Below are 13,852 nucleotides of genomic sequence, written 5' to 3'. Positions count from 1 at the left end.
TCCACGACGTCCTGCTGCTCGTCGGCGATGCGGAGAGGCGCGAACGGGACGCCGCCCGCGCCTCTCCGGGCACCGGCCCGGCCCCGGCCGCCTGAGCCTCTACGGCCTCTTTTCGACAGAGCACCACGAGGGGAGAAGGGGCATGGACTTCTCATGGCATCCGTTCCCCCCAGACCGCCATGAGAGGAGAGTGGGAGCGCCGCGGTCGCGAGTCCCGCTGATTGAGCTTCCCAAAATCGCCGGGCCGGGGAAAATCCCGGAGGGCGATCCGGTCGAAGGTCGATACCGCACGGATGGCGACGGCGACGGCGACGCCCCGCGAGCAGGGAGGTGGGCCTTGGACCGATGGCGAGTTCTCGTCCTGGGTGGGTGCGTCGGCCTGGGCTTGGTCGGGTTGCCGGACGCCCGGGCGCAGGGGGGGAGCCGCGAGCGTAGCGTCTCCGTCACCGGCCCCGGCGGGCGGACGATCGAACGCCACTTCTCGGCGAGCCGAGGGGGCGGGCAGATCGACCGTCAACTCTCGATCAGCCGGCCGGGCGGGACGCTGGAGCGATCGGTCCACGCCTCGGCCGCACCCGGCTTCCGTCCCGGGCCCCGCCCCGGTCCCGGCTTCGGCGGGGGACATCATGGGCACTGGTTCGGCCCGCCGCCGCGATCGGGCCCCGACCCGTTGCTGTCGTTCGGCATCGGCGCGCTGACCGGCGCGGCCGTCGCCGCGCCGCTCGCGCGGATGACGGCGCCGTCGCGCGTCGTCGTGGCCTCGCCGCCGATGGTGGTCGGCCCGGCGGTCGTCGCCGCGCCGCCGCCGATGGTCGTGGTGGAGGAGCCGGTGGTCGTCGCGGCGCCCGTCGACCCGCTCGATCCGGTCGCCCTGGCGGCGCAACGGCTCCAGAGCTATCACGGCGGCACCCGGCGCGAGGCGGCGGAATCGCTCGGCTTGCTGGGCGACCCGCGCGGCGTCGCGCCGCTGGTCGACGCCCTCAAGAACGACTGGAATTCGGGCGTCCGCGTCGCCGCCGCGACGGCCCTCGGCCGGATCGGCGGCCCGGAGGCCGAGGCCGTCCTGGGCCGCGCCGTGGTCTACGAGAAGAAGGACGCCGTCCGCGACGCCGCCGCCCAGGCGCTCCACGCCGCCCGCGCGACATCCGCCGCCGTCGCCGCCACGCCGACCGAGACCGTCATCGAGTCCCGCGTCGACCCGCTCCCCCCCGCGTCCTCCAGGCCCGCTACGCCCACCACGCGCGCCGTCCCGACCCCTCCCGCTCCCCGGCCTCCCGCCTGGCAGCCCAGCCGGTCGACCCAGCTCGACCCCCTCCCCCTCGAACCCCCATCTCTGGACGACGAGCCCTTCGACGACGAACCGCTCCCCGACCGCGTCCCGCCGCCTCCCCCGGTGCCGGTCCGGGGGTAACGCGGCGCAACGCGATGGGGCCGCGAAGTGTACCGAGGCGTCGCCGTTGTCACATCCAGGGAGCAGGTCCCCGGGGCATGGGGTCACGTGAACATCCTGATGAAGAACCGTATCCCGTTTATCAGGCCGCCGAAAGACTCGACGAAGTCGCTGAGCCCATCGCCGATGACGGGGCCGGGGGGAGGCGCGGCGTGGATCCCCTTGAGGATTCCGATGGCGTTCCTGGCCTCCACTTGCATCGCCTCCGAGACGATCTGGATCAAGGCCTCCTGCGCCCTTTCGATGGGGTTGTACCCCCCAATATACGTCCCGATTACGCCCAGCGGCTGAATCTGCTCCACCACCGGGATGAACGAGAGGCTTGCATCGACGGCGCTCAACGCCCACTCGAAATCCAGTAGGTGCGAGAGATCTCGCATGAGAAGATCCATCGCCGCGGCCTGGCTCCCCGTCGAGAGGAAGTGGGCCATGAATCGAAACGTGCCGACCGAGAATCCGTGGGCGAAGCCGGCCGCCGCGAGCGCGGGCGAGTCGAGCATGGTCATGATCTGACCGATGGACTCGACCATCACCGAGCGGCCGGTGGGGTCGGTCCCGTTCATCGGCGAATTCGCGACGTAGCGATAGAGGTTGACGTCGCCCCCTCCGAACCCGATCGGGTCCCGCTGCGTCCATCGGCCGAGCGCCGCGTCGTAGTATCGGCTCGAATGGTGCTGGAGGCCCGTGCTATCGTCGAGGACTCGCCCCGTGAACCTCGTCCGATCCGACCCTGCGGCGTCGACCGCCGAGATCACTCGCCCGAAGGCGGCGTAGCCGATCACGTCGATCGGGCTCGCGGACGCGTCCGTGACGCCCCGGACCGTCCCGAGTCGATCCTTCAGGTAGTGGATCAAGCCTTCCGACGCGTCCCAGACCGCGGCGGGGCCGTCCGCGGCGGATCCCGCTTGGAAGAACCGGGATGTCGTGGCCCCAGTCCCGTCGTGGTCGGCGTGGATCCGTCCGGCGTCGTACGTGGTCCAGATCGTGGACGGCGCGACTTGACCGCCCCCGCCGGGTCGCGTGACGGTCCGGATCCGGCGATCCAGCGCGTCATGGCGATAAGAGACGTGGGCCCCCTGGGTGCCTCCCGGGACGGAACCCTCCTCGACGTCGGTCAGCCGGTTGCGGTGGTCGTACCTGTAGACCGTCGTCGCCCCCGTCGCGATCACCGTCTTGCGGACCAGGTTCCCTTCCCCGTCGTACTCGTAACGGTGCGTGCCGTCGCTCGTTAGCTGGTTCGCGGTCCCGGTCGTATAGGCGGTGGTCGCGGCGCCGTTCTTGGAGCGGACGCGGTTGCCGTTCAGGTCGTAGACGAACCGCTCGTCGGGCTGGGTGTCGAAGTCGGCGTTGATGAGCTGGCCGCTGAGGTCGTAGGCGTAGGTGATCGTCTGGTTGTGGCGCGGGTCTCGATGGCCCCGCGCCTCGCCGACGACCAGGCCGCCGAAGTCGTAATCATAGTCGTAGGCGGCGAGGATCGCGTCGACGGCGTCGAGGTGGGTCAGCTTGTCGACCTGGCCGGTCGTCTCGTAGGTCGTCACGGTCTTGCCGGCGGGCGTCGAGCGGCCGAGGCCGGAGAAGCGTTCGAGGAGCGTCTGGCGGCTCGCGGCGTTGTAGCGGAAGTCGACGCGGATCGGGTCGACGTCGGCCGTCTCGCCGGCCGGGATCGCGGCGTCATGCCACTTCCGGACGGACAGGCGGTTGCGGGCGTCGTACTCGGACGAGACGGTCACCCCGGAATTATCCGAGGTCGAGACGACGTTCCCCTGCCTGTCGTAGGCGTGGGTCAGCACCACGCGCGGGGCGCCCGGCGTGCCGGCATTGTCGACTGCCGTCACGCGGTTCAACGTGTCGTAGGTGTAGGTGTAATGGCTGTCGGGGTCGCCGGCCTCCAGCAGGTTCCCCAGCGTGTCGTAACGCCAGGTCATGGAGCGGACCAGGGCGTCGGTCCCGGCGTCGTGCCAGCGCTCCTCGGTCGTCCGGCCGGCGTGGTCGTGCGAGAACTCGCGGCGGCGGCCGTTGCGGTCGATGATCTCGACCACGTTCCCCATGGCGTCGTAACCGCGGGCGGTGACGTGCGCGGCCCCCCGGTTCGCGGCGAGGTCGGCGCCGCTCGGGAGGCGGTTGGCCGCCACGATGGCGTCCAGGTTCGTCAGCCCGCGCGACGCCCAGTAGAAGGGGTCGCGCTCCTCGACGACCCGGTTCGAGGCGTCGTAGGTCCAGGTCGTGACGTTGCCGACGGGGTCGCGGAGCAGGACGCGGTTCCCCTGGGCGTCGTAGCGGAACTCGATGACGCCGCCGTCCGGGTTGACCTGGCGGATCAGCCGCCCGTTGGCGTCGTAATCGTAGTCGGTGATCCGGCCCCGGCGCTCCGAGACGGGCGTGGCCGGCGTCTCGTTGGGCGAGGCCGGGTTCACGACCATCTCATAGTCGAGCAGGTTCCCGTCGTAGACCTTCCGCGTGACGATCCGGCCGGCGCCGATCCCCCTCACCTCCTGGATCACGCGGCCGACGGCGTCGTAGGTCGTGGTCGTGATCTCGACGAGCGTCCCGTCGGCCTCGTACGAGGCTTCCTCGGTCGCCTGCCCGAACTGGTTGTACGCGTAGGTCTGATAGGTCCCGTCGGCGTGGGTGATCTTGCGCGGGTTGACGCAGCCGCAGTCCTCGGAGGCGTACTCGAAGAGGCTCGTGTTGCCGTTGAAGTCGGTGAAGGTCTTCTTGCGGCCGAGGCCGTCGTAGGTGAAACGCGAGGCGTCCCCCACGGCGTTCACGATCGTCAGCAGGTTGTTCCGCGAGTCGTAGGCGAAGGTCGTCGTCTGGCCCAGGGCGTTGGTGGTCGATCGGAGGTTGTTGCGGTCGTCGTGGGCGAACGTGGTGACGACGGGCGTGGCGAACGGCGCCGCGGCCGTGCCGCGCTCGACGATCCTGGCGAGGTTCCCCCGGGCGTCGTAATCGCGATCGACGATGTAACCGCGGGCGTCGACGATCCGCGTCTCCAGGTCCGGGTTCCTGGCGTCGCCGTAGGAGCGGACGGTGACGTTGCCGAGCGGGTCGGTCTGGCGCAGGACGTTGCCGCGGTCGTCGTAAACGAGCGTCGTCTCGTTGCCGTTGGCGTCCCGGACGACGGCGGTCCGGGCGTCTAGCCCCGAGTAGTCGTTCCGGCCGACGACGTTCCCCAGGGCGTCCCTGAGGGCCACGTAGCGGAGGGCGCCCGGCGTCTCCGGGATCGGCTCGTACTCGACCCGGAGGACGGTGACGCCGCGGGCGTCGATCGCCCGGTCGAGGTAGTGCCGGGGGCTTGCCCGATACTCGTACCTGGTCGCGAGCCCCTCCTGGTCGGTCACGGCGCGGAGGTCGCCGGCCGCGTCGTACTCGTAGCGGATGACGCCCCCCGTCCGGGCCCCGTCGATGCCGAACTGGACGATGGAGGAGACGCGGCCTCGGTGGTCGCGGGCGAACTCGACGCGGGCCCCGGAGGAGTGCCGGATCCCCTGGTCCGAGAAGGTGACGTGGTTGCCGTTCAGGTCGTCGATCCGGCGGAGGCCGGCGGACTGGTCGTAGGTGTACTTCATCCCGTCCTTGCTGGTCAGGATGAAGATGTCCGGGTTGAACGGCCCCGAGAGCGCGCCGACGATCCCCCCCCGCCCGATCCGGCCCTCCGGGACGGCGAGCGTCTCGTAGACGCCCGGGTCGGGGACGAAGTAGGGCTCGACGACCCCGCCGAAGAAGGAGGCGCCGACCAACCTTTCCTGATACGTGAAGCCGATCCGGCGGCCGTCCGGGGACGTGAGGTACACCTTGGTCCTCCCGGCCACGTAGTCCTGGCCGGCGGGGATGGTCTCCAGGATCCGCGCGTCCTGGACGCCGAGCGACCAGCCGTGGCCGAAGTCCCCCTCGCGCCCGGCGTTCAGCGTGTCGTAGGAGCGAGTGACGGTGATCGGGATCCCGGCGAGCGGGACCTGGAGGTCGGTCGTCTCGAACTGATAGTTGCCGAGGAGGAGCCCCCCCTCCACGTTGACCGTGACGCCCGCGACGTACCCCTGCCCGTTCCGGTCGTAGGCCGCGACGACGACGGCGTGGGGATCCCGGGGGAGGTGCGTCGGGTCGAGGACGGCCAGTTCCCCGCCGTGGACCTCGCCGGTCGCCTGGCGCAGGAGCGTCCAGTCGGGGTCGGAGAGGTCGACGCGCGTCAGGTCGACGGCGTCCACCCGGGCGTACAGGACGCGGTAGTACCAGAGGCGGTCCTCCGGGTCGTCGACCGTGCCGATGATGGGAGTCCTTCCGGAGACGCTCGCCTCGAACGCCGGGCTCGTGATGACGACCGTCGGCGCGCGGCGGTCCGAGGGGTCGGCCCCGCCGGGGTTCGGCGGCGGGTTCGTCCCGGTCGAGGGCCCGTTCGCCGCGGACGGGTCGACCACCACGATCGTCGTCGCCGCGCGGCCGACGTTGCCCGACGGGTCGACCGCCGTGGCGACGACGTCGAAAGCACCGACGGCGTCCATCACCAGGCTCGCCGCGCCGTCCGCCCCGAGGGCGACGGGCCGGCCGCCCACCGTCAGGGAGAGCGACTCGACGCGAGCGTCGTCGGTCGCGACCACGCGCACGGCGACGCGAGTGCCGGGATTGACCGAGTCCGGCGTCGCGAAGACCACGACCCGAGGGGCGTCCACGTCGGGCCGGACCGACAGCACGAACGACCGGACGACCTCGGCGCCGCGCGGGTCGCGGGCGGCGACCTTGACGGGGAACTCGCCGCGCGCGGCCACCGGGATCGTCCAGGCGATCCGGCCCAGCCCGTCGACGGTCATGCCGGCCGGCCCGGCGAGCAGGACGTAGGCCAGCGCGTCGCCATCGGGGTCGGTCGCCCGGACGTCGTGGCGGAAGACCGTCCCGGCGGTCGCCGGCCCCGGGTCGGCCGCGGCGCCGAGCGTGGGCGCCCGGTTCTCCCGAACCTCGAGGAGGAAGCTCTGCGCGGCGCGGGCGCCGCCGGCGTCGACCGCGACGATCGTCACGACATGGGAACCCAGGTCGGCCGCGGACGTCCGCCACGAGACGGCCCCGGTGGCGGGGTCGATCGTCATCCCGGCGGGGAAGTAGGAGCCCCGCTCGAACCGCGTCGGCAGGCCCTCCGGGTCGATCGCCCGCGCGACGTAAGAGTAGGTCTCGCCGACCACGACGAAAGCGCCCGGGCGCGACTCGAAGACCGGCGGCCGGTTCCGCGGGGTCGTCGCCGTCGCCACGGTGAACGACTGGACCGCGGGGATTCCCAGGCCGTCGTCGACGCGGATCAGGACCGCGAACGATCGTCCGGCCTGGTCCGCCGCCGGGGTCCAGCGGACGACGCCCGAGGCGGCGTCGATCGTCATGCCGGAGGGGCCGGCCAGCAGCTCGAACGCCAGGGGGTCGCCTTCCGGGTCGTCCGCCCGGACGGCGTAGAGGTAGGGGTCGCCCGGCCAGGCCTCGGTCGGCGGGCGCGAGGTGATCGTCGGCCCCTGGTTGGCGCAGGCGACGACCACCACGAACCGTTGCGGCGAGGCCGCCAGGAACGGGTCGACCGCCTCCACGACGACCTCGTGGGGCCCGAGCTGGTCTCCCGCGGGGATCCATCGGATCGCCCCGGTGTCGGGGTCGAGCGACATCCCGCGCGGGGCGGAGACGAGGCGGAACGAGACCGGGTCGCCGTCGGGGTCGCTCCCCCGGAGCGTCGTCGCGTAGGTCGTCCCCACGGTCGCCGCCAGCCTCGGGAGGGACGTCACGCGGGGCGGTGAGTTGACGCCCTGGGTCGTCACGTCGACGCGGAACGCGCGGATGACCTCGCCGCCGGGGCGGCCGTCGCTAACCTTGACCTCGACGTCGAAGCCCCCGACCTGGGCGGCCGCGGGCGTCCACGTGATCACGCCCGCCGCGTCGATCGTCATGCCCTCGGGCTGGCCGATCAGCGCGTACGAGAGCGGGTCGCCGTCCGGGTCGGAGGCCCTGACCAAGGCGACGTAGGGCCGCCCCGCCTGGGCCGTCGTCCGCGCGTCCACCCTCGCCGACGGCGCCGCGTTCGGCGAGCCGGCGGGCGCGACCTTCAGCGTGAAGGCGTGCCGCGACCAGGCCCCCCGGGCGTCGGTCACCACGACGACCACCGGATAATCGCCCGCGGCCCCGGCCGACGGCCATTCCAGGACGCCGTCGGCGGAGAGCGTCATGCCGGCCGGCGGCTGCCCGTCGAAGGCGAACGTCGTCGCCTCCCCCTCGGCGTCCTGGGCGGCGATCGCGTACCGATACGGCAGCCCCGCCGTCGCCGGCCCCGGCGGCGTCGAGCCGACGACGGGCGCGGTGTTGGCCGCGGAGACCGTCACCGTGAACGACCGGATCGCCACGCCCCCGCGATCGTCCCGCACGCGGAGGACCACCGGATGCTCGCCCACCTGGTCCGCCGTCGGCGTCCAGACGACCACGCCGAGCGTCGGGTGGACCGTCATCCCCGCGGGGGCGGCGGGGAGGTCGAAGGAGAGCGGATCGCCGTCTGGATCACTCGCGGCGATATCGAAGCGATAGAGTGTACCGGCCGTGGCGATCTCAACCGGGGGTGGGTCGATGAATGCCGGGTTGTTGTTCGACACGTCTCCTGTTTGCCGGTTGCCGAAATCGATGCCGGAGACAACCTGATCGTCGGTGATGGTGACGACGTGTGACCGAGGACTGACGGGGTATGTCTGCGACCATCCGAGTTGTTCCAATTCCCGAACGTAATACGTCCCCGGCGTCAGCCCCGTAAAAGTGTATTCTCCATTTGCATCGGTGACAGTGGTCATCTCACCCGGATCAAGTCGGCTGTTCTGATTCTGATCGAGGAATATGGTCCAATCGGCAAGCCCTGATTCCGAGACTCCGGTCGTCGCGAAGGAAATGTCGTCGAGCACGAAGTCGTTGCCGCCGTATGCATCGACATAGTTGCGGATCGTGATCGTGGCAATCTCGTCCTCATCGGAAGACCAGGTGGCCCGCAGGTTCCGCCACCGGCCGACCTCGCTGGAGAGCTCGAGATCCTCCCCGATCATCTGGCCGTTGACGTAGAACTGAAGTCGCGCGGGTGAATCCGGATTGGATGAGGCGGCCCAGAGGCTGAAGGTGTAGTCTGTCCGAGCCTGGACTGAAAAATCCTGCTCCCAGACGATTCCGCGCGAGGCCGTCTGGCCGTTGATGATCATCATCAAGCCGGTCCCGCTGGTGTGGTCCCTGAAAGAGCCCCATGCACCATGGAAATGCGACGGATCTTGCCCGATGGCGAACACGCCCGGCGGCCCTAGAGTTGTTGCCTCGACGAGATCTGTCCGAAATCCTGTATATCCCATCTCGAAGTCGAAGTTCGTGACCAGATTTCGGCCATTCCGCACGCCGTTACCGTCACGGTCATCCCACTTCGCGCCGTGGATCTCGCCACTACCTTGCACGACCTCGATTGTAAAACCCTGCTCGTCGGAGCCCCCTCGACCGTCCTCGACCCGGACGAGGACCGGGATGGAGGCCCCTAGGTCGCCGGCGCTGGGGCTCCAGGCGATCGCGCCGCTTCGCGGATCGATCGTCATCCCGGCGGGCGATTGCGAGAGCGAATAGGCGAGCGTGTCGCCGTCCGGGTCGACCGCCTGGACCAGATAGGAGTAGGACCAGGGATTCGCCCCGGTGAGCGAGACGACCGGCCGGCTGACGATCACCGGCGCGTGGTTTCCGGGCGCCTGCAAGACGCAGAGGGTGAACGACTGGTCGGCCTCGCCGCCCCGGCCGTCGCGGACGCGCAGGACGACCTCGGCCTGCTGGCCGGCGCGGGGCGTCCAGGAGACGACGCCGGTGGCAGGGTGGACGGTCATGCCGGCCGGGCCGGCGACGAGCGAGAACGTCAGCGCGTCGAAGTCGGGGTCGAGGGCCGCGGCGGCGTACTCGTAGCGGGCGCCGATCGTGGCGTCGGTCCGCGGGAGCGAGGCGAAGACGGGGGGGCGGTTCGGCGGCGGGACGATCGCCACGACGTCGAACGCCTGCTCCGTCCAGCCCCCGCGACCGTCGTCGGCGCGGACGACGACCCCGTGCGTCCCCAGGTCGGATTCCGCCGGGGTCCAGCCGATCACCCCCGTCGCCGGGTCGATCGTCATGCCGACCGGCGCGATCACGAGCCGGAACGAGACCGGGTCGCCGTCGGGGTCGCTCGCGTCGACGTCGTGGCGGTACGACCTCCCGACGAGCGCCTCGATCGCCGGCACGGTCGTCACGACGGGGGCCCGATTGAGCAGGCCGAAGAAGCGCAGGTCGTAGTCGAACTGGATCGCGCCGGGGTTCAGGAACGAGAAGGTGAACGGGTCGGCCGTCCGGCCCGCCTCCAGCCGCCCCCCGGCGACGAGGGCGCTGACGTCGTAATACGGCAGGCCGTCCGGGGTATGGCCGTCGGCGTCCAGGGGCGCGACCGTCGGGTCGCTCAGGTTGGCGATCGCGACGTACAGCGGCGTCGTCACGGCGTACCGGCCCACGTTCTTCACGGCGACGTCGGCGTGCAGCGTCGCCTCCCCGCGCCGGTATGACGTCCGGGCGTAGTCGACGCCGAAGCTCGCCGAGACGTCCGAGAGCAAGGAGAAGTCGACGCCCCCTGCCTGCGTCCCTTCCACCGTCAGCGTGGTGGTCATCGTCTGGCCGTGCAGATCATGGGCGACGATCGTGTACACGTTGTCGCCGGGGAGGACGTCGGCCCGCAGGAAGAAGCGCCCCGCGGCGTCCAGGGCGTCGACCGGCTTGCCGTTCACGGTGACCAGCGTGATCGCGTTCGGGTAGCGCGAGCCGTCCGCCAGGATCGGCCGGCCGGCGCCGGCGATCCCGGAGATCACGATCGCGCCCCCCGCCGCCAGCCTCGCGCGGTCGGCCGGCGCCAGGACCTCCACCGTGGGGAGGGGGACGGATCGCGCCGTCACCTCCCGGATGGCGGCGTTGGCCGCCGGGCTCGACGAGCCGAGTCGCGCCTGGACTTCCAGGTATCGGCCCGAGACGCCGGCGAGCGCCGCGCCGGAGTCGACCTCGATCCATGGCCGGCTCGCCAGCCGATCGCGGTCGTCCGAGGCGCGGACGCGCAGGTTCGCGGTCGTGAACTCCGGCGCGTCCGCGTCGAAGGCGACGCCCGCCCAGGGGACGCCCGCCCGGCCGCCGTCGACGACCTCGGTCCACGTCCCGGATCGGCCGGTCACGGTCAGCCGCACCGCCCCGGTCATGTCGCTGTAGTTGTACGGCCCCGCTCCCGTCGGCACCGGCCAGCCGTCGACGACCGTGTTCGTGACGGTGTCGATCTTGTAGGCGGCGTTCGATCCCAGGGCGACCGTCCAGAGGTACCCGTCCGCGTCGATGGAGGCCGACTTCGGGTTCACGCCGACCGTCACGAATTCGCTCCGCAGCAAGGTCTTGCGGTCGGAGTCGAAGACGAACTTCCAGACGCGGTTGGAGTTCGCGGTGCCGAACCAGACGTTCCCCTGGCGGTCCACCGTGATGCCGCCGCCGGACGTCGCGGGGATGTTGTAGGTCGTCAACTCGCGGGTGGCGGGGTCGTATCGGGACAGGACCCCGCCGCTCCAGGGCGAGGTCCAGACGATCCCGTCGTTGTCGACGGTGATCCCGTAGGCCGACGCCACCTGGACCGTCTCGACGAAGGATCGCGTGTTCGTGTCGATGTGGACGAGGGTGGAGCCCCCCCCGGAGGTGGCGCTCCAGAGCTGGCCGTTGGCGTCGATCACCGCCCCGTAGGAGCCGTATCCCGTCGGGACGACGGCCTCCCGGACCCCGGTCTCGTTGTCGAAGACGACGAACTCACGAGCGCCGCTGTAGGAGCTGACCCAGAGCTTGTCGTTCGCGTCGATCGCCAGCCCGCGGGGGCCGCCGCCGATGGTCAAGACCATGGCGATCCGCTCGTCGTCCGGCTGGCCGTCGCCGTTGGCGTCCCAGGGGAGGATCTCCTGGCCGGTGATCCGCCCGTCCCCGTCGAGATCCCGGCTCGTGTCGACCACGCCGTTGCCGTTGCGGTCGATGAAGCCGTCGAGCAGGATCTTCACGACGGTCCCCGCCCCGCCCCGGTTGGCGACCCAGGCGTCCCCGCTCCCGGTCACGGCCACGCGCGAGGGGTCGTTCCCGGTCCCCCCCGTGCGATAGCGGCCGACCTCTTGCCCGGTCCGGGTGTCGAATCGGGAGACCGTGCCCTCGGCGCTGTTGGATACCCAGATGAACGGATAGGTGACGGTCTCGCCGCCGGGGAGGAGTTGAATCTGCCCCTGGACCTCGACGGCGTCGAGGTTGAACAGGTCGCCGAGCAGGAAGTCCTCGCTGGTCGTGAACGTGACCGAGCCGTCCGGGCCGAGCATGCTGTCTCCCAGCTCGGTCTGGGGAGGGGGCCCGGCGTCGAGTGCCTTCGTCGCGAACGCGCCCGCCGTCGCGCGGCCCGACGCCCTCGCCCCCGCCCCCGCGGCCGAGCGCGGCGGCGTGGCCGTCGCGGAGGTCGGCGCGAGGAGCCCCGCGCCGGCCGCGGCGGCCTCCCAGTCGACGTCGAGGCACGCGATCGCCACGCTGGTCCGGGAGTCGTCGTCGTTGTTCACGAGCCGGAACTCCAGCGTCGCGATCGAGCCCGGGATCAGGCCCGAGACGTCGAGCGTCACCGTCGTCCCCGCCCGGACGACGCCCGACCCGAGGGCCGGATCCAGCCCCTCGGTGACGTTGTAAAAGGCGTCGCGCCCCGAGACGAAGGTCGGGACGACGGCCCGGCCGTTGTCTCCGAGGATCGCCACCTCGAAGGCGTCGTTGATGAAGCTCGGGTCGCTCGCGTCGAAGTCCAGGTCCTCGTACCGGAATTCGATCGTCGTGGGGGTCGCGGGGACGACGAACGAACGGCTCGCCCGCACCTGGAACGACGTCCCCTCCCGCAGGACGATCCGCCTCCCCTCGAGCGAGACGGAGCCGTCGCCGCCCCCCGCGTCGATCGTCCAGCCGGCGAGCGAGTCGAACCCGCAATCGCCCCTCGTCACGTCGAGCCTCGTCTCCGACGCGTTCCCGGCGACGTCGTCGGTGGTCGCGACGAACGAGTTCGCGCCGATCGCGGCGAGTGGCACGTCGTCGAACGCGAACGCGCCGGTCGCGTCGGCCAGGGTGGTCCGCCCGGTCGTCCCCAGCGCGACCGGGAGCCCCGGCTCGGTCCGGCCGATCAGGCGGACCGCCTCGCGATGCGTCTCGCCGTCGCCGACGGGCGCGGAATCGAACGCCGGATCCAGCATCAGGGTCAGCGGCGGCGGGGTCGTGTCGAGCGTGAAGGCCAGCTCGACCCAAGGCGACGAGGCCCCCCGCGCGTCCTCGGCCTGCACGTGAAGGACGCGCGGGCCGTCGGGGATCGGACGGCCGAGGGCGGCCTCCAGGGCGGATTGGTCGAGGGCGAATCCGCCCCCTCGGAGCGCCCAGGTCACGTCGACGGAGGAGACGTCGCCGTCCAGGCGCAGGCGAAGCGCCCGGATCGCGTCGCCGTCGGGATCGGAGACCGAGCCGACGAGCGACGCGTCGGCGGTGATCCGGTCGTCATTGGTCGCCCCGCCTCGCGCGGTGTCGCGCGCCAGGCCCAGGCTCGCGGCGGGCGCGGCGTTGGCCGCGTCGAAGGACATCCGGACGATCGCGTCGTTGAAGTCGCGGTCGCCCCCCCGCCACAGATCCTCCATGAGCAGCACGTCGGCGCCGGGCCGGCGGACGTGGACGACGCGGTCGGCGTTGGCGCGGGCGAACGAGAAGAAGACCACCGGCGCCCGGCCGCGAGGGCCGGGTCGGCCACGGCCCGAGTTGGCCAGGAACGCCTCGCTGCTCCCGTTCTGGACCAGGTACGTCCCGAGATAAGCCCCGGCGGGCAGCTCCACCCGCGCGACGGCCCCGGCCTCCTGATGGCGATGGAAGAGGACCTGGGCCCGCGAGAGCGCCGCGGCGGCGTAGCCCCGGTCGCCGGGCTGGAGGTCGCCGATCCGCCCCGAGGCGTCGTCCACGACGAAGACGCCGACCTCGTTCCGGTACGCCGCGTGGCGCGCCTCCAGGATGAACGTCCCCGCGGTCGTCCCGCCCTGGCCGCCCGGGACCTGGATCGCCTCGGCGACGCCCGCGGCCCCGCGCCGGCCGGCCCAGCCGGCGAGCCGCGTGGGGGCCGGCGAGGCCGACCCGCCGCCGGCCCTCCCGCCCAGGGCCTCGACCTGCGCCCAATCGAGCCACGGCCGGGAGCGCAGGAGGATCCTTCGCTCCAGGGATTCCGCGCCGAGCTTCGGGGCCCGGTCCCTCCGTTTCGAAGGCCGCCGAAAGTCCTCGGAACCCTGGGCGCGGCCGTGACGATTCATGGTGAAATCCCGGTGTATCGGTGTTTCGGCGCGAGCCACG

At 71.6% G+C, this 13,852-nt stretch carries 2 protein-coding genes; one reads left to right on the top strand and one right to left on the bottom strand.

Annotated features, from left to right (window positions below):
- Nucleotides 1-337: 337 nt before the first annotated feature.
- Complete coding sequence (locus WG209_RS12090) at nucleotides 338-1,411, top strand: HEAT repeat domain-containing protein (protein ID WP_337175300.1); 1,074 nt, start codon at nucleotides 338-340, stop codon at nucleotides 1,409-1,411.
- Between the two features lie 83 nt (nucleotides 1,412-1,494).
- Here WG209_RS12090 and WG209_RS12085 read toward each other — a convergent pair whose 3' ends face one another.
- The gene (locus WG209_RS12085; protein ID WP_337175299.1) at nucleotides 1,495-13,812 is read right to left on the bottom strand and encodes a putative Ig domain-containing protein; all 12,318 of its coding nucleotides are present in this window, start codon (nucleotides 13,810-13,812) and stop codon (nucleotides 1,495-1,497) included.
- Nucleotides 13,813-13,852 lie beyond the last annotated feature (40 nt).

The sequence above is a fragment of the Paludisphaera sp. genome, assembly GCF_037189885.1.
GTDB lineage: Bacteria > Planctomycetota > Planctomycetia > Isosphaerales > Isosphaeraceae > Paludisphaera.
The sequence above is the reverse complement of the archived record's forward strand: the minus strand, read 5'-3'. Positions and strand labels throughout refer to the sequence as shown.